This window comes from Cohnella phaseoli, assembly GCF_003386235.1.
In the GTDB taxonomy this organism is placed as follows: domain Bacteria; phylum Bacillota; class Bacilli; order Paenibacillales; family Paenibacillaceae; genus Cohnella; species Cohnella phaseoli.
The window spans coordinates 22425-39765 of the sequence record NZ_QRDZ01000004.1 but is presented as its reverse complement, the minus strand read 5'-3'; the positions used below and the strand labels follow the sequence as shown (position 1 = coordinate 39765).

Below are 17341 nucleotides of genomic sequence, written 5' to 3'. Positions count from 1 at the left end.
CTATCGTTCTCCTCCTCGAAAAGTAAGAACACCGCCTGCGGCAGCGAGCGCTTGACCCAGCAAACCGGCAAGAGCGCTTGCGTTCGGTTCGACCGCAATGCTGGTCAGATGATTGCCCTCGATCTCCTCCACGGTCAGGTCGCCGAGACAAATTTCCCGCCAGAAGCCAAGCGTCGCCTCCTTCGTTCCCGGCAACAAAGCAAAGGGCTCCTTGGCCAACAACAGACGCATATCGCCCATGTAAGGCCGCGGCGTAAACCGGGCCGCCTTCAGGCTTTGACGGAACACTTGAAACAGGCTTTCCGCCATCTCGACCGGCATTTTTTCGCCGCTCAACCCGGCTATCGCATCCACATACGCCGTAAATCGTTCTCTTGCAGTAATTTGAGACAATCTGCGGAACAGCTCTCCTACCCGGTCTAGTCCTTCGTCGCCGCCAATGCTCAGCGAGGCCCCTGCGGGCACGCTTTGATTGTTGTCTTCGAACATTTTTCGCAAGCCGCGATGAAGATCGTCCGGATGAACGCCGCTGAAGCCGACCTGTTCCAGCGAAAGGTTCAGATTCGTCGCAAACAGCGCTTCCGTCACCAAATCGTCGTCGATGGCATAGGGCACGGGATGGCTCTCAATCAGCGCAAGATCGACGATTTCGATTCCCGTCTCCAGCAGGCGCCGCGCCGTTTCGGCGGCGATAACTCCGCCCAGGGAGTAGCCGATCAGTTGCATCCTTGCATGTCCGGTTTCGATCAGCCGCTTGGCGTAGTCGTCGGCCAGCCGCTCGATCAATTCGTCATGTCGGGCGGAGCAATAGACGGAGGCATCCGCTACAGTGATGCCGATGACCGGGCCGGCCTGCTGCTTGTCCAGATGAGCCAGCAGCAGCCGAAAATCGTTCATCGTCCCCAGTCCGGCATGAAATACGACCCGCAACGGTCCCGCGGTTCCGCCGCCATAAGAAGCAAGCGCCGCATTGCCGGAAGCGCCCCGACTCCGTACGGCCGCCGCTTCGGCGGCGGGACGGTCGCCGGCTCGTCCGCTATGCGTGCGTACAAATTCGGCCAACGCGGCCACCGTCGGATAATTGAGCATCTGTCGGAGCAGCGCATCGAACGGGATCGAGCTTCCCGACGGTTCGCCGGACATCCCTTCCCGGAGCTTGCCCGCCACCTGCGCCATAATTAGCGAATCGGCTCCGCGGCTGTAAAAATTATCCGCCCTTCCGATCGCCGGCAAGCCGAGCGCTTCCGCCCAAACCTGCGAAAGCTCCCTCTCCAAAGAGTCGCCGATCTCGCCCGACTCCTCCGCCATATGGATGGAAGATTCGGACATAAGCCGCCATCCGGCAATTTCCTTCCGGTCGACTTTGCCGTTGCCCGTCAACGGCAGAGCGGAGACAATCCGCAATTCGGCAACGACCATATATCCCGGCAAATAACCGGATTGAAGCTCGATCAGCTCCGCCGCCCGCACGGATTGGCCGGGAACCGTCTCCACCGCGCCGAACAACGCTTTGTCGTCTCCGCTGCCAACCGCGACAACCGCAGCGGACGCAACCGCAGGATGCTTTTGCAGCGCGGCTTCAATCTCGCCAAGCTCGATTCGATACCCGCGAATTTTCACCTGATTGTCCTCGCGGCCGAGAAATTCGATTTCCCCGCCAGGCATGTAGCGTCCGATATCCCCCGTCCGATACAATCGCTGTCCGTCGGACGGATGAGGGAAGAAGCTCGCCTCCGTCGTTTGCCGATCGCCGAAATACCCATCGGCCAACCCTTCGCCGCCAATGTAAAGCTCGCCCGGCACCCATACCGGGCAATCGCGCAGCTGTCCGTCCAACACGCGAAAGCTTTGATTCGGCAGCGGCCGGCCGTACGGAATGCTGCTCCAGTTCGGATGCAGGCCTTGATAAATGTGATAGTTCGACCATATGGAAGCCTCGGTAGCGCCGCCAAGACAGACAAGCTGCGCCGAAGGGGCGAGGGCGGCCAGCGAATCGGGCACATGAAGCGGTATCCAGTCTCCGGATAACAGAACAAGCCGCAGCTTGGCCGAGCCGCCCCCCGGCTCTGAGCGCCAATAGGCCAGCAGCATCTGCATCATCGCCGGAACGGAATTCCAGATCGACACGCGATGCCGGACGATCAGCTCCGCCCAATGGGACGGATCGGTCTGCCGGTCGGCGGCAGGATATACCAGCGTTCCCCCGGCCGACAGCACGCCGAATAGGTCGTACACCGACAGATCGAAGCCGAGCTGGGCCAGTCCGAGCGCCGTGTCCTCCGGGCCGACGTCAAAGCAGCCGTTGATCGCATGAATCGTGTTGACAGCCGCCCGGTGGGTAATGACAACGCCTTTGGGCTGCCCGGTCGAGCCCGAAGTATGAATAATATAAGCCGGCAAATCCGCGTCGGACTCCGCTTCCGTCCACTCTCTCTCCAGGGGCTTGATCCGGTCGATCTCGATCGTCTCGACATTCTCCGGCCATTCCGTGCGAATCGCCCTGCCGGTCAACAGGTGGCGCACCTGCGTTTTCTCCAGGATGGCCGTTCGCCTCGCGGTCGGCTGCGCAGGGTCGATCGGCACATAAGCGGCCCCAAGCGCCAGAACCCCGAGCACGGCCGCCGCCTGCTGCGCGGATTTCTCCATCGCTACCGCCACCCGGTCTCCCTTGCCGCAGCCCGCTCCTTGCAGCCTCGCGGCGATTCCCGCCGCTCTGCGCGCAAGCTCTCCGTAAGTTACCTGCTCCTCGCCGTCGATAATAGCAATCCGTCGGGGATCTGCCGCCGCCTGGGCGAATACGCCGCCGTGCAGCGTGCCGGTCGGCAGCGGCATCGCGGTGCTGTTGATCCGGCTCCGCTCGTCCATCTGCCACGCGGGCAGCTCCACCGACTCGCTCTCCTCCCAGTGTCGGTCCGCTTCGGCAAGCTGGCGCAGCAGCGCTTCGAACGCTGCGAACATATCGTCCGTCATGCCTTCCGGGAACACGCCCTCTCGAATGTCCCAGTTAACTTGCAGCCCTGTTTCGCGATCCATCGCCTGGCAATCGATAAACACCTGCGGAGTCTGACTGATGCCTTGTCCTTCCACTTGCCCGGTGAGTCCGCTCCCTTCCGTCTGACCGGCAAGCCCGATCGCGCTCGTAAACACGATCGGCATAAGCGCCGCTTCTCTGCCCTTCCTGCGGGAAATTTCCCGCAGCACCTCGACGCCGGAGAACAGCCGATGGTCCAGATCCTCGAACAGTTGCCCGTTGATCGCCTTGGCCCGTTCGCCGAACGAGCGGCCGCTGTTCCAATCCACGGCCAGCAAGCTGATCGAGGTAAAGTCGCCTACGATGTCGCGAACTTGGGGATGCAAAGGCAGCCGATTCAGCACCGTAAGATTCAAGCAAAAGGAACGGCTGCGGCTCCATCTCTCGATCACTGCGGCATACGCCGCCAGGACAGCCGTAGTCGGCGTAATGCCGCGTTGCTGCGCCCTCCGCTTGAAGCCGTTCCACGCGTCTGCGTTCAACCGCAAATAACGACGAGAGAAGCGTGCCTGCGCAGATTCGGAAGATCGCCTTGCCGCAGGCAAATCCGGCGCCGGCGGGAGATCCTCGATGCGGCTAAGCCAATACTGCTTGTCTCTGGCATACGCGGCGCCTTCCCTCAAGCTCCGCTCGGCCAACAAATAATCGCGGAACGTGAGTCGAAGCTCCGGAAGAACCGTGTGCCCATCCGCGTACATCCGCTCAAACTCCGAGAGAAGCAGCCAGATGCTTGCCCAGTCGGCAATGAGAAACTCGATGGAGAAATGCAGAACGGCTCTTTCGGCCGTCCGCGTCACAGCGATGTCAAACAGCGGCCAGCTTCCCGGATCGTAGACGCGATGGCCCATCGACTCGCGAACTTCATCCAGCCTTGCCTCCGTTCTGTCCGCATCCCATGCGCTTGCGTCGATACCGGTCACGGAGAATCGGGGCGCCTGATCCGCCACCTGCTGATAACCGTTCCTGTCGATCGTCGCCCTCAGCATGTCGTGGCGAGCGATCAGCTTATTCCATATTTCCTCCACGCGCTCGCGGTCCAGCTCCGGATAATTGATCTCCAAATAAATATGGCACGCTACGCCGCCGTATCCGAACGCTTCGCTTCGGCCCAGCAAATAAGCGGACTGCACATCCGTGAGCGGGAACGGCTCGAACCGGGATTCCGGATACGCAGCAGCAACTACCGCCGCCGGATCGGCCTCCGCTTGAAGCGCAAACAGAATATTCTCCTTATGCTCCTTTAACGCCCTCAGGTCGTCTTCGGATAGAACGCCCTGCGGCGCCCGATAACGCAATTTCCCGTTTTCCTCCCATAAAGCCGCTCCTCCTTTGCGCAGACGCGCCATCAGATCGACGGCCGCTGAATTGCTCATATTCATCACGTCTTCACTTCTCCCCTTTCGTCGTTTTGCTCGATTACGGCGCGCCGACTATCCGTGTTTGCGCACAGCGAACAACTTTTGACCCAACGGAGCAAGCCTATGCCCCTCGGCCGGAAGCACCTTTATTTCTGTCGCGCCCGCTTTTGCAAAAACCTTTCTCCACTGCTCCGCAGATAGAAAAGCGGTTCCCGTGTTTCTCCTGTCATCTTCCGGTTGAGTCATCATAAAGGCCTGGGAAATCAGAATTTCCGGAAACTCTCGCACAGGCTCCGTAATGAGCATCCAGCCTCCGGGAGCCAGAAGCCGCATCAGTCCCGCGACGGTTCGATCGGTGTCGGTCGCATTGTTCAGCACCCCCGCCGCGATGACTACGTCCGATCCTTCAGCGCTTAACCCCTGTCCGACAGGGTCCTTGTCGATATCGACGACCTGGAACTGCATCCAAGGACAATGCTTAAACCGGGCCTTCGCGTCCGCAAAAAAGAACGGAGATACATCCGTGAAGCGATATTCCGTATCCCATGCGCCCTGCAGCTCCATCAGCCGCGGAATGATCGCCTCCGTAGTCGCCCCTGTGCCCGCGCCGATCTCGACGATCCGCAGCTTTCGTCTGCTCTTGTCGGCCAGCGCGCCCCGCTTCGCAGCGGCGATACGAACAACCGCCTCCGCCAGCGACTTGTTCAGATAACGGGCTATAATCGTCTCGCGGTACAACGCGCGGGCGTACTCCATCCTCCCCTCGGGAAATAGCAGAAACGCGGCCTGCTGCTCCCCGCTGATGAGTCTGGGAAGCTGCCGGACATTGTCGCTCAGATAGTCCATTACTAGCGGCGAGCCGAGCCTGTCGTCCCAGATTTCCCTAACTGCCTGCCAGCGTTCGTCCAGCTCCGCTTGAGTTACCGCGTTCGCTCCGGATATTTCATGGTTTCTTCGCTTGACGCGGCCCCGCTCCGCCAGCAATTCCAGCCAGCGCCCAAGCAAGCCGCGATGCTTGGGGCTCGTCCCTGATGCCGCTATCGCTTCTTCTCTGTCGTAAAACCGCTCGCTGCCCAGCAGCGTTCCCTGCTGTTGTAGCGTATAGAGCATCGAGTCAAGCACCGCCTCGTCCAGCCTCGCGACAAAAGCGTTCACGCTAGCGGCATCGATGCCCTGAAGCTCGCTCTCCGCATATTCGCCGCATGAGGCGATATCGACCTCGACATCCTCCAGCGCAGCGGCGACATGAACCACTCCAGACTCCCGGAGCTCTGCAGCGCCGTCGTCGCGAATTCCCGCGGCGGCATCCCGCAAAATTCGCAGCGGAAACGGCTGGTGACCGCTACCCGCGCGAAGCTCCGGATAACCCAAGGCCGATGTCAGCTCCTGCCACTGCACAGAGCACGTCAACTCCTGCTGCGCAATCATGTCCGAGTTCACCCGGCCGAGGATACGCTCCCGCATGGCCGACAGGTCGTCGGCGATCGCGCGCGGCCATTGCGCCGTAAGAATGTCCTTGTAGCTCGCGGCCGATGCCGGCCCCAGCGTCTCCGTGCTGCTGTCCAGCAAATACGCTGGATGATCGGACGCCAATTCTCCAAGAACGTCCGGATGGTCGGGAATATGCAGCCGCGGCCGCCATACGACCGGACCGTGCGTATCGGTAAGCGACAGGTTCCCGCCCGCGGAGCCGATCGTCATGCGATGAAGCAGATGAAGATAATTGTCCGGATCGTCGGGATCGACCTCCTGATGAACGGTCATAACGACGGGAGTATGGCCAATCGTTCCCGTCAGCACCCGGAACGGCCCGGCGCTATCGGCCGAACGCTCAATCCGCCACGGCCGAATGGCCGGCAATGCTTTTGCAAAAATATGCACCATGGGGTAAGACACCTGCGAGGCGAAAGCGGCGTCGATATAGACCGCCCCTTGTCTGTCCAGCATCGCCTTGGCGCACGCGATAAACCGTCTGACCGCAGGCAGGTGAACGTACAAATCGCCCGTTTGGAAAATCACGCCCTTCTGGCGCGCCTTGCGCAGACATGCCGCCAAATCGGCATGATGAACGGGCTGCTCCTGAACGACATGGATTCCCCGTTCAAGCAAGCTCAGCGACAGCTCTGTCCCGCGACCGCCCAGCACGCCGGATCGCAGCACGACACAGGCGAGATCGATGTCTGCAGGAAGCTCGTTCGCGTCGGTATACAGCTTGATTCCGTAATAGGCCGCGCATCGCTGCGACCTTTCGCTTCCCTTGGCGAGCAAGCCTACCAGTTCGAATCGATCGGACGCCAACCGAAGCGCCTCCAGATAAAACTGCCCGAACGTAGAGCCGCATACGAGCACGCGCAATTTTCCGTCCTTCACAGCTCTCCCTCCACGTTTTGCAGCAGTTCGTTCACGGATTGCTCCAGCACCTTCAAGTCGCACACGGCCGGCATCCGGCTTAACGCCTTCATCACCGCATCCGGTTCGGGAATCTCCGCGAGCGGTCGGACGCCGGGACCGATCGCCCCTTCCGCCAGCGCCATTCCGGCAGCCGCGACGACTGCCCCCGTCAAAGCAGCAGGACTCTCCGCCCGCAAGACCGATGTGCGCGTTATATTCTCGCCGCGCACTAAACCTTCGAGTTGAACGAGCATGTTGAAATACGGCTGCCTGCCCGCCGAATCCAGCTCGGTTGCCGTGCAGAGACGCTTTACGGCGCTATCCCTGTCGGTCAGAAACTGCGCACTGACCTCCTCCAGAACAAGCGGCACCCGCTCGCCGTCGATGGCGATATGCCACTCGCCATCCCGGAGCGACAATGCCTCCGCTACAAACTCGGCTTCCCCGTCCAAATAAGGATATAAGGTCACTTCGCGGGCAAAGAAGGGAAGCGTCGTTCCCGGTTTTCTGCTTAACGCCGCCGGGCGTCGTCCTCCATCTCTCCATGCGGTCAGCGCTTCGTTGTCTTTCCCTGTTGCGCCAGCGAGATAATCTTCCGCAGCGGAGGCGGTAAACCGGCCCAACGCCCCGGAATAATAGCTCATCGTTTGTACCGAATCGAACGATCGCGCCAGCCAGCGCGGCAGCAATCCCGACAGGCCGGGCGTGGCGCCGGCTCCGTACAGCACAGCCGTATGCCGGTATCCCCCCCGCAGCCGCTCGAACCCCGGATCCATACCGGCATCCACCAGATGACAGCCTCTGGACAAAGCCAGCTCGGCAACGCGCGCCGATGACCGCCACGACGGTCCTGCGCAGTTGATGATCAGCTCGCAGCCGTCCATGAACGACTCCAGACTCCGGGTATCCTCGAGGTCCGCTCTCCTCCATTCCGCCTGCGGGAACAAGTCGCCGAGTCCGGCTTTCGCCGCTTCGAGGCTCCTGCCGCCGATCCGCAGCGGCCGTTTTCCCCACTCCAGCAAAAAGCGGGAGGCTTGCGCGCCTACATCTCCATAACCTCCGATTACGCCGATCATAATTCGCCCTCCTCCATGTCCGCTTCCACTTCCGTCTGCAATTCTTCAACGAGAGAGGCGACTTGATAGAGAGACGGCGATTCGAACATCTGTCTGAGCGGCAGCACTACCCCGAACCTCGACTTCGTCTCGGCCAGAAAGCGGGTAGCCAGCAGGCTGTCTCCGCCCAGCTCGAAAAACCCCCGGTCGCGCCCGAACGATTCGACGGACAGCAGTCTTTCCCATATCGCCGCAATCTCCCGCTCCATCCCTGCGCGCGGCCGTTCCCCATCCGTCGACGCAACGCGGAATTCGAACGCTTCGGCAATCGCGTTGCGATCCACCTTGCCGTTGGCGCTCAGCGGCAGCCATGGCAGGATTTCGATTTTTTCCGGCAGCATATGAGACGGAAGCTGGCCTGCCGCATAGCCGAGAAGGTTGTCCGCACGCAGCTCCGGTCTGGATTCCGAACAGAGGGCTTCGATGAGGAACGAATTCGAACCGTCGACCCGCCCGAAGCGGATCTTCTCGAATCCCGCCCCCGCGCATAATTCCGCCCAGCGTCGCGCCGGCAGCATCGGGCTCCTCGCCTCGCGGCGGGTCTGATCCAAATCCGCAAAGCCTCTATCCAGCACCGCGGCCGTCAGCAGCGCGATCGGAGAAAGCGCGTCATGCTCCAGCGCAAACAACGTCCCTCCCCGTCGAGCCAGCAGCTCGGCCGCGGATACGCCCGCCCCTGGCTCGCGATAGCGGTGCAGCGAGTGAACGGCGATAACCGCATCGTAGCGATAAAGGTGAGGCTCGGGGACGCGGCCGTCCGGAAGCCTCTCGCATCTCACGGTATGATGCGACGTCGAAGCTAATCGGACGCGCGCCGCCTCCGCCATAGAGGACGAAGCGTCCAGAAGCGTAAGCCGAATATGCTGCGGCTCAAGATGAGCCAGCAGTTTGACTGCCGCAACGCCGCTTCTGCCGCCGACAAGCGCCGCCTCAACCGGTTTCCCTGCGGACGATGCCCTCTTCTTGACGGCGTCGGCAATTCGTTCGAGACCGCCTATCGTTCCGGTGTCCCGCACGGACAAGCTTTCCGGCGAGAGGATGGCATCCTCAAGAAGCACGGCCGCAGACAGCTCGCCTCGCAGTATGCTTCGATATTCCTCCTCCCGTTCGGATAGGCGCCGTTCTACGCTTTTCACCACCGCATCGTTGTCTGCCAGGCCGCCCGAGTCGTTCAGAACCTGTCCCATTCTTCGCCCTGCGCGCCACACGCCGCCTTTCTCCGTCAAGACGTCCCGCCGAATCAGCCATTCGAGCCACAATTCAAGCAGCGGCCGATACTCCTCCGCGATCTGCAAGAAGCCCGCCAAACCCGTTATCGTCGCCCCTGCATCCGGCCAAATGGCGATATTCATAATTCGAACGATTGCAGCTTCAACTATCCTCGCTTGCGCTTCATAAGCTTCTTTTTCGCCGGCCCGATCCTCGATGCCAATCGATTCGTCCAAAACGGCGCAATCGGAAACGCCTTCCGAGCCTACGACGACGGCCGCGGCAAGATGCGCCGTCCCTCCGGCTTCGCATACGACGGCCGCCGCTTGACGGACTCCTTCGCATTGGCGAAGCACAGCTTCGATTTCGCCAAGCTCTATTCGATACCCGTTTACTTTCACTTGCCGGTCGGCCCTGCCGAGAAATTCGATATTGCCGTCCGGCCAGTAGCGGCCCAGATCGCCCGTACGGTACCAACGACAGCCGGCCGCATCGACAAAGCTGCTGGAGGTCAGCTTGTCATTGCCGCGATAGCCCCGGGCAACTCCCATGCCTCCAATCCACAGCTCTCCGGTTACCCCATCCGGACAATCCCGGCCGCGCCCGTCGACAATTCGAAAGCTCTGATTGCCGAGCGGCTTGCCGTACGGAATGGAACGCCAGGACGGATCGACCTCGCGCACCTCGAAGAAATTCGACCAGATGGAAGCTTCCGTCGCTCCTCCAAGCGCGATAAAACGACACTCCTTCGTTTTGCCGCGTAGCCGAACAGGCAGATCCAGCCCAATCCAATCGCCGGAAACAAGCGCTAGACGCAGAGACGTTAAAGCCTCGTCGACATCGGCGCTCGCCAGCAGCATATCGAGCAGCGCAGGCACGGAGTTCCAGACGGTAATCTGCATGCTGCGAACGAGCTCGCGCCAGACGGGCGCCTCGCGGCTTTCCCGTTCATCAATCAGAACGACCCCGCCTCCCACGGATAGAAGGCCGAACAGATCGTATACGGACAAATCAAAGTCGAGAGCCGAGACGGCAAGAACCTTGTCGGCTTCGTTTAATGAAAATCTCGTATTGATATCCCGAATCGTGTTATAGGCCGACTTATGCGTGATCTCCACGCCTTTCGGCTCTCCCGTCGAGCCCGAGGTGAAAATGATATAAGCCAGAGAATCGGCGAGGACAGACTGCGGATGCGAAAGCGGAGAAGCGAGGTCCAGGTCGTCGTCGACCGAAATTACGGGAATATCTGCCGAGCAAGCTTGTCCGGCCGCTATGGAGCCAGCCGATACGAGGCAGCGAACGTCTCCCGTCCGATAAATCTTGTCTCTGCGCGCGGCGGGCTGGTTCACGCCTACCGGCACATAAGCGGCTCCGGCCGCCAATATGCCTAGGACAGCGATCGCCTGAAGCGGCCCTCGCGGCAAGGTTACCGCGACAGCGTCCCCTTGCCGCACGCCTTTGCCGACCAGCAGTGAAGCCAGCCGCAGCGCACGATCGGACAGCATGCCGTAAGTCATCGACCTTCGAATGCCGTCCTCGTTCCACAATAGCGCCTGCCGATCGGGGTTTTGCCGTGCATTGGCAAAAAAATCATGATGAAGGCATTGCTCCTTCACGGCAACCGCAGACCTGTTCGCTTGCTCCCGAACCGCCCTCTGCGAGATCGGCATAACATCCGGAATTTCCCCCTCCCATGCACCATCGGCAGCCCAGATCAGCAAATCGATATAAGCCTGGAACATCGCATCGGTCTTGCTCGGAGGAAGCAGCCTTTCATCCGCCTGCCAATCGATTTGGACGGATTCATCGCACACGTTTGCCTGAAAGCTTACTACGATCGAATCCCGCGCTTCCGAGTCGAACGCTTGGACGTTGAATTGCCTAATCGACTCAAGCTCTCCGCTGGACCATCCGGCCCTTGTCTCAAGCTGCCGTTGAATGCCCAAACATGCTTCCAGCCACGTGCCGTTCTGTGTCGGCTTGATTTCGAGCGGCAGCGTCGATTCGTCCGCCAATTCCCGAAGCTCGACAACGAATTTTCCGCCGCCCTTCCCCCATCTCTCCAATACCTCGGCACAAGCGGACACTATCGCGGATATCGGCGCAACCCCATGCGATAGCGAAGCTCCCCGAATACGCTCCCACGTTGTTCTTCCTATAACCAATCATTATCCCCCTTCCCATAAATTATGGTAAATGATATGATATCATTTGAATGAAATTGATAATCATTATCAATAAACATCCTAGTATAAAATTACAACATTATTACTTTTATGTCAAAGTATATTAAATTTCGCGAATGATCAACCTCCGATCCCTCATTTCCTTTCCTCACGCAAGAGAGCGTTTTTTTCATAATGACGCATAACGCCTCGATCCTCCGCCCAAAATGATAAGTACGGGTTTTCAACATTTTTGACGTGCCTTCTCCTAAGCCTTTATTCCGACTTTACATTGGGGAGTTACAGTGGACGGAGAACGATATCATCGACTAACGAGACTAAACGAGGTGCGAGCATGATGAACGACCCGCGCAAATTTTTCATCTTGTATGCCCGTTTCGGAGAAGGACATTGGCAGGCCGCGTCCGCGCTTCAACAAAGCTTCGCCAAGCTTGGCATCGCGGAGATTAAGCTGGTCGATCTGCTGGAGGAATCGCATCCCGTTCTGAACGGGGTAAGCCGTTTCGTCTATCACAAAAGCTATTCCGTGCTCCCCCAAGCATACGGCTGGGTATATCAGCGCACCAAAACGATGAAGCCGGATTCCCTGTTCGCTTCCTGGCTGCATTCGTTTGGAGTACCCGCATTGTTGAAAATGGTGGAGGCGGAGCGTCCGGACGCTATCATTCATACGTTTCCGACCCTGGCTTGCCCGCAGGTCATGCATAAAATGCGCCGAAAAATTCCGATGTTTAACGTCATTACGGACTTCGATCTGCATCTGCGCTGGGTTCATCCGGAGATCGATAAGTACTACGTCGCGACGGACGACATGCACCGACAGCTTTGCGAACTGGGCGTCGAGCAGCGGAGGGTTGCCGCGACCGGCATTCCGATCCGCCCCGAATTTCAGTCATTGTCTGCCGAAACGAGGCCCCCTGTCGGAAAACCGACCGTGCTATTTATGGCTTCTGTCGGAATGTCGCCGGTGAGCGTAGCAGGACTGTGCAGGAGCTTGACCGCTCGATGCGGCGTTCGCGTCGTCCTGATATGCGGTCGTAATCAAGCGCTCCGTCAGGCGCTTGAGGTTCAGTTTGAAGGAAATCCCCACGTGACCGTACTGGGTTATGTAGAGCGAATGCAGGATTGGATGGCTGCGGCCTCCTGCATTGTTACCAAGCCGGGCGGATTGACTTTATCGGAAGCCATAGCCGCCGGGCTGCCGATTTTCCTCTATCGTCCCGTACCGGGACAGGAGTATAACAACGCTCGCTATTTGGAGAACAAAGGGGCCGCCGTCATCTGTAGATCGATCGGTCAATTAACGAATGCGATAGCGGAACGATTCGAGAACTCCCGGCTTCGCGAGCAGATGCTTCAAGCGGTCCGTTCGCTGCGCAAACCGAACGCCTCGGACACGATCGCCTTGGATATTGTTCAACAATTGAATATAATGGAAGATGTCCCCGTTATGAAAAGGAGAACTGCTTGTGAGCAAGTCATCCCTTAAATCGCTGCTTCACACGGATATGCTTCTCTATCTGACCATTCTGTATTTAATCGAATTCGTCAGGGGCGCGGCATTGATCAGCTTTCTGCCGATCTATGGCGATAAAGCGCTCGGCCTTAATTTGGATGTTATCGGAGCAGCCATAACCGCACATTATTTAACTGACACAGGACTAAAGCTGGCAATCGGCTACTTATTGGATCGTCTGTCCGTTCGCACGGTTATAAGCGTGGGCGCATTATGCTCCCTGATCGGCATCGCCGCCATGCAGTTCGCAGACATCCCTTGGGTATTTATTACGGCGGCGGCCTTGTACGGAATCGGCATATCGCCGGTCTGGATCGTTTGTTTGACCAAAATCAACGAGGACCAACGCGCTACACAGATGGGCTTTCTGTATACGATCTGGCTCGTCGGCATGGGCAGCGGCCCCGTCGTCATCAACCTGCTGCTCGACTACGATCTGACGGTTAGCTACTGGGTGATGGTCGGCGTCTCTCTGGCCGCCTGGCTGCTGTCGCTAATGATCAAGGGAGGCCGCAACGTTCATATCGACGTCGTACCGTTCCGCAAGCAGCTCTCCATTCTAGGCAAACGCCTGAGGGAAATGAAGCCGCTGCTTCCGGGAATGGTTCTGCAGACGCTCGGGGCGGGCATGCTGCTTCCGATTCTGCCAAGCTTTGCGGTTAACGCGCTTGATATGACCGCCACGCATTACTCCATTCTGTTGATGATCGGAGGAGGCTGCACGGTCATCGGGCTAATCCCGATGGGCAAGCTTTCCGATATGTTCGGCAAGAAGTGGTTCCTGATCGTCGGCTTTCTGGCGTTCGGCCTGGTTCTGTTCGCGCTCACCCTGCATCCTCCGCTTGGACTTGCTTTGTTCTGGGCGTTTGTGCTCGGCGTTTCTTATTCCGCCGTGCTGCCCGCATGGAACGCTCTGCTGGCCGCTTATGTTCCGCCAGGTCAGCAGGGGCTCGGATGGGGCGTCTTCTCTACAGTGGAAGGCATTGGCGGTATGATCGGTCCTGTCGTCGGCGGACTGATTGCCACCCGTTACAGCGAAGCTTCGGTCATCGGCATCGCCGGAGTGTTATTTATCGTCATCAGCGTCTTTTATGTATTCTTTCCTTTCCGACTGTTCAGGGGCGAAGCTTCGCCCGCTGCAGCGAAGGAGGCGCAATAGTCGAATTGAAGTCCGTCAGACGAGTCGAATGGAGCTGCTTGTGCAATGTTTAATGGAAATTTCAATCTCGAAGAGATCGAGCTGCTGCTGCACCGTTATTCGCAATTCGGACCGCTGCCGGGCATTGCGCTTCCTTTTCTCGAAGCGCTTCTTCCGGTCCTGCCGCTTGTCGTCTTTATCGTTGCCAACGCGGCCGCTTACGGCATGTGGTGGGGCTTCTTGTACTCCTGGATCGGCGTCACTCTTGGCGCGCTGCTCGTCTTCTCGCTGGCCCGGCGTCTGGGCAATCGCTACGGCGACCGGATTCGCGCGAGATTTCCGAAATCTAAAAAATTTTTTGAGTACATAGAGCGCAAAGGCTTTACCCCGATTTTCCTGTTGGCCTGCTTCCCGTTCTCTCCTTCCGTCATCGTAAATATCGCCTCGGGCATGTCGCGAATTCCGTTCCATACGTTCCTTACGGCAATGGGTCTGGGCAAAGCCGTCATGATCTTCACCCTGAGCTTTCTCGGACACGATCTGCAGGCGATGGCCGATCAGCCGTGGCGCATCGTCTTTGCCGTCTCCTTCGTCTTCCTGATGTGGCTGGGGGGACGCAAGCTGGAAAGCCGTTATCAGTGAACGAGATAGCATAACGTCCCTCTTCCCGTGGAATCCTAAACAGGCATTTCGAATGTCAAAGGAGGGAATGGTCATGTCCGGCAAACAGCCTTCCGACAAGCAGAAAACGGCCAGCAAAGCCCAGTCTGAGGCGGATCGGACCGGAGCAGGCAAGGAAGCGGCGAAGCGGCTGCAGTCCGAGGCCGACAGAGCCGCCGTTCCGAAGCACGGATTGTGAGGGGGCATACGCGATGAGCGAAGCGAAAAGAATGGACCCGATGTCGGGAGAAAAAGTAGAAGTGGACGGCGTGTACGAGAACGAAGCCGGGCAAGCGCAGAAGCTGCAGCGGGGAGACGTATTCCCTTCCGATCTTATTCTCGGAGAGACGGAATGGACGCTCACCGAATTCGCCTTCGATAATCACCACGAAGGCCGAACGGACCCCCGGCTCGTTCCGAAGGAGAACGATACGGACAAGATCGGCAAGATCGACCATCCCCGCCGCCAAATGGCTCCGGGCAAGAAGTAAATCAAACGCCCAACCGGCTATGAATGATCTCCGCCGGTTGGGCGTTTCGTATAGCTATTCGCTCAAGCGGGAGAATAACGACCGCTCCTGACTGTCCTCTTGATCGCCGGTTTCCAGCCCGCGCTGAAACCACTGCTCCATCAGCTTGTCCAGCCTCCGTAGCCGTTCCTCGTAGCTGTACAGCGCCCCGGAAATCACCAGCATACGACAACGAGCCGGCCGGTCGTTCTCCATCTGCCCGTCGATTAGCTCCGTCAGCAAAATCGAAGCCTCGGGCGGAGGTGCGGCCGAGGAAGCTCCGGGCTTTATTTTCCCGTCCCATTTCCACAGCAGCTGCTCGTGATAGGCGCACAGAGCTTCGATCTCCCGATCGATGAGCCGGTTCCAGGATTTCGGCGTGGACACGGCCCAGTACTGCTCCTCCACCGCTTCGATCAGCGCGTAGCCCCGCTCCAGAGCGGCGAGCATCCCCTTGTACACGACAAGCAGCCGGACCCGCTTCAGCCGCGCCTCCTTCCGCCAAACTCTCTCCTCCGCGAACATATCGTAGTAATCCTCAAGCTTGCGAATTTTCGTTCGCAGCTCGCTTTGCTCCTTCCGGTACACGCTCTCCTTCAGCTCGTTGGAGATTACGGTGCGAAGCAGCCGGGACAGCAGCGCCTGAGCTTCTCCGACCTGCTTCACGAATCGCGAACGATGGCGAGGCGGAGCAATGCTGACGTTCACGGCAAATGCGGATACCATACCGGTCAAAATAGCGGCCAAGCGATCCCAGGCGACCATCCAGCCTTGGGAGTGAGCCTCCATAATGACGACGACGGTGACCAGCGTCAACGCGATCGTGTCTTCGGCCTTCAAGCGAATGCAGATTAGAATGACGCCAATGCAGACAAGTCCGACAAGAATCGGCGTATTGCCGACGAGCCACACCGCGCCGATCGCGATAATCGCGCCAAGTACGTTGCTCTGAACCTGGTCCAGCATTTGCATCCACGAACGGTAGATCGAGGGCTGAATCGTGAAGATCGATGCAATGGCCGCGATAAGCGGGGATTCGAGGCCGATCAGTTGGCCGACCCACAGCGCGATGGCGACCGCAAGGCCGGTCTTCAGCACGCGTGCTCCGATCGTCATGCTTGCGCCCCTCCCTGCTCCGTGTCGGCCGTCAGCTCTACCTCGGCATGGGCGACTTCCCGTCCGTTCGCGACAAGCGCCATTCGGTGTACGCCCGGGTAGTGTCGGCGAGTCGACAGATCGGCGAAGGAAAACCCTCTCCCGCCTTGAACGTACGCACCGCCTGGAATACTTTTCTCACTAAGCTTAAACAGTTTGCGGTATAGCTTGCCGTTCGAGCGCGGGAAGAATACGGCCAATTCGAGCCGCAGCTTCACTTCGTCCCCTGTGGGAGCGCGCAGCCCGTATCGGAACTCCACCGCCTCTCCGATCGAGAGCCTGGCGGGATGAATCTCCCATTCCAGCACCTCTATATCCCCCAACGGAGCCAGACCGAACAGGGCCATCGCTTCGGGATTGGCGGCTTTCAGCAGCCCGCGGCAGGCATGACGAATGATCCAATCCGTCCCTTGATCGACGCCTTGCCAAGCTTTCGCGAGGTCCAGCACCAACTGAGGGTGATCCTTCGAGATGTCGTTCAGATTATTCGCCACGCTGCGTCTGACGTATTCCGACGGATCCGCTTTTAGCCGTTCCAAAATCGGCCAGATCGGAGCAGGGTCCCGCTTCAGCGCGCCAAGCGCCTCTCCCCAAGGCAGGCGAGGTCGGCAGCCTTCGCTGGCCAGCCTGCGCACATGCTCGTCGGGATGCGCGCTCCATTCCAGCATCTGCGCCATCATCCGCTCCTGATCCAGTTTGATGAACGGCCGTACGGCGAATTCGGCGCTGGAGCCGCTGGTGTAGCGTTCCAACGCCCGCATCGACCTCTCCCAGTCGTTTAGCCCATACTTCTCTACGAAATCAGGAAAGAACAAATACGGAAAACCGCGGCATTTGTCCGCAATTGCATCCAGCACATCAAGCGCCTTGCCGTAGTCTTCGGGCAGCGTCCTCCGCAGACTCTCCGTAATTCTGCGCATTCGCTGCTTGAGCTCCAGCCCCTCCCATCCCTCGCCGAGAACGAGAGCAAGGAACCCTTCGACATCGAATTTTTCGTAAGCTTGTTTCACTTTATCGCCGAACGCCTTCAAAAAAGCAGCGTTGTAAATTGCCTTAAGCGGCTCTGCCATCAC

At 58.9% G+C, this 17341-nt stretch carries 11 protein-coding genes; 5 read left to right on the top strand and 6 right to left on the bottom strand.

Features of this window, described 5'->3' with window-relative positions; translation table 11 throughout:
- The 4 genes from DFP98_RS06510 to DFP98_RS06495 are packed head-to-tail and all read right to left on the bottom strand — an operon-like array spanning position 1 to position 11269.
- Positions 1-4410 (bottom strand): non-ribosomal peptide synthetase, encoded by a 4410-nt coding sequence (locus DFP98_RS06510; protein ID WP_220377065.1) that lies wholly within the window; start codon positions 4408-4410, stop codon positions 1-3.
- Between the two features lie 51 nt (positions 4411-4461).
- The gene (locus DFP98_RS06505; RefSeq protein WP_116059763.1) at positions 4462-6759 is read right to left on the bottom strand and encodes a bifunctional Gfo/Idh/MocA family oxidoreductase/class I SAM-dependent methyltransferase; all 2298 of its coding nucleotides are present in this window, start codon (positions 6757-6759) and stop codon (positions 4462-4464) included.
- On the bottom strand, positions 6756-7856 hold the full coding sequence (locus tag DFP98_RS06500) for a saccharopine dehydrogenase NADP-binding domain-containing protein (RefSeq protein ID WP_116059762.1): 1101 nt from the start codon (positions 7854-7856) through the stop codon (positions 6756-6758). The genes DFP98_RS06505 and DFP98_RS06500 overlap by 4 nt, the downstream gene beginning before the upstream one ends.
- Positions 7853-11269 (bottom strand): amino acid adenylation domain-containing protein, encoded by a 3417-nt coding sequence (locus DFP98_RS06495; protein WP_116059761.1) that lies wholly within the window; start codon positions 11267-11269, stop codon positions 7853-7855. Before DFP98_RS06495 ends, DFP98_RS06500 begins: the two co-directional genes overlap by 4 nt.
- 355 nt (positions 11270-11624) lie before the next feature.
- Between DFP98_RS06495 and DFP98_RS06490 the strand changes: the two genes are divergently transcribed.
- The 5 genes from DFP98_RS06490 to DFP98_RS06475 all read left to right on the top strand — a co-directional run bounded on the left by DFP98_RS06490 (position 11625) and on the right by DFP98_RS06475 (position 15095).
- Complete coding sequence (locus tag DFP98_RS06490) at positions 11625-12779, top strand: MGDG synthase family glycosyltransferase (protein WP_116059760.1); 1155 nt, start codon at positions 11625-11627, stop codon at positions 12777-12779.
- Positions 12760-13965: an MFS transporter gene (locus DFP98_RS06485; RefSeq protein WP_246016439.1), complete on the top strand. Its 1206-nt coding sequence runs from the start codon at positions 12760-12762 to the stop codon at positions 13963-13965. The genes DFP98_RS06490 and DFP98_RS06485 overlap by 20 nt, the downstream gene beginning before the upstream one ends.
- Before the next feature lie 45 nt (positions 13966-14010).
- The gene (locus DFP98_RS06480) at positions 14011-14586 is read left to right on the top strand and encodes a TVP38/TMEM64 family protein (protein WP_116059759.1); all 576 of its coding nucleotides are present in this window, start codon (positions 14011-14013) and stop codon (positions 14584-14586) included.
- 73 nt (positions 14587-14659) lie between these two features.
- A complete protein-coding gene (locus DFP98_RS38945; protein ID WP_181917516.1) occupies positions 14660-14803 on the top strand; it encodes a hypothetical protein in 144 nt (47 codons plus the stop codon).
- Positions 14804-14816: 13 nt separating this feature from the next.
- Entirely contained in the window at positions 14817-15095 is a 279-nt protein-coding gene (locus tag DFP98_RS06475; RefSeq protein WP_116059758.1) for a transposase, read from the top strand.
- A gap of 54 nt (positions 15096-15149) precedes the next feature.
- Here the strand turns inward: DFP98_RS06475 and DFP98_RS06470 are convergent, their stop codons facing one another.
- Together DFP98_RS06470 and DFP98_RS06465 are read right to left on the bottom strand one after the other, a co-directional pair.
- Positions 15150-16229 carry an FUSC family protein gene (locus DFP98_RS06470; RefSeq protein ID WP_116059757.1) on the bottom strand — a complete coding sequence of 360 codons (1080 nt, stop codon included), beginning with the start codon at positions 16227-16229 and terminating at the stop codon, positions 15150-15152.
- Positions 16226-17338, bottom strand: coding sequence for a DNA alkylation repair protein (locus DFP98_RS06465; protein ID WP_116059756.1), 1113 nt, complete (start codon positions 17336-17338; stop codon positions 16226-16228). The genes DFP98_RS06470 and DFP98_RS06465 overlap by 4 nt, the downstream gene beginning before the upstream one ends.
- Between the last annotated feature and the right edge of the window lie 3 nt (positions 17339-17341).

What these genes read in the sequence shown, in the direction of transcription:
- DFP98_RS06475 (WP_116059758.1), top strand. Translation starts at nt 14,817, where the DNA reads ATGAGCGAAGCGAAAAGAATGGACCCGATGTCGGGAGAAAAAGTAGAA.
- DFP98_RS06465 (WP_116059756.1), bottom strand. Translation starts at nt 17,338, where the DNA reads ATGGCAGAGCCGCTTAAGGCAATTTACAACGCTGCTTTTTTGAAGGCG.
- DFP98_RS06490 (WP_116059760.1), top strand. Translation starts at nt 11,625, where the DNA reads ATGATGAACGACCCGCGCAAATTTTTCATCTTGTATGCCCGTTTCGGA.
- DFP98_RS38945 (WP_181917516.1), top strand. Translation starts at nt 14,660, where the DNA reads ATGTCCGGCAAACAGCCTTCCGACAAGCAGAAAACGGCCAGCAAAGCC.
- DFP98_RS06500 (WP_116059762.1), bottom strand. Translation starts at nt 7,856, where the DNA reads ATGATCGGCGTAATCGGAGGTTATGGAGATGTAGGCGCGCAAGCCTCC.
- DFP98_RS06480 (WP_116059759.1), top strand. Translation starts at nt 14,011, where the DNA reads ATGTTTAATGGAAATTTCAATCTCGAAGAGATCGAGCTGCTGCTGCAC.
- DFP98_RS06510 (WP_220377065.1), bottom strand. Translation starts at nt 4,410, where the DNA reads ATGAATATGAGCAATTCAGCGGCCGTCGATCTGATGGCGCGTCTGCGC.
- DFP98_RS06470 (WP_116059757.1), bottom strand. Translation starts at nt 16,229, where the DNA reads ATGACGATCGGAGCACGCGTGCTGAAGACCGGCCTTGCGGTCGCCATC.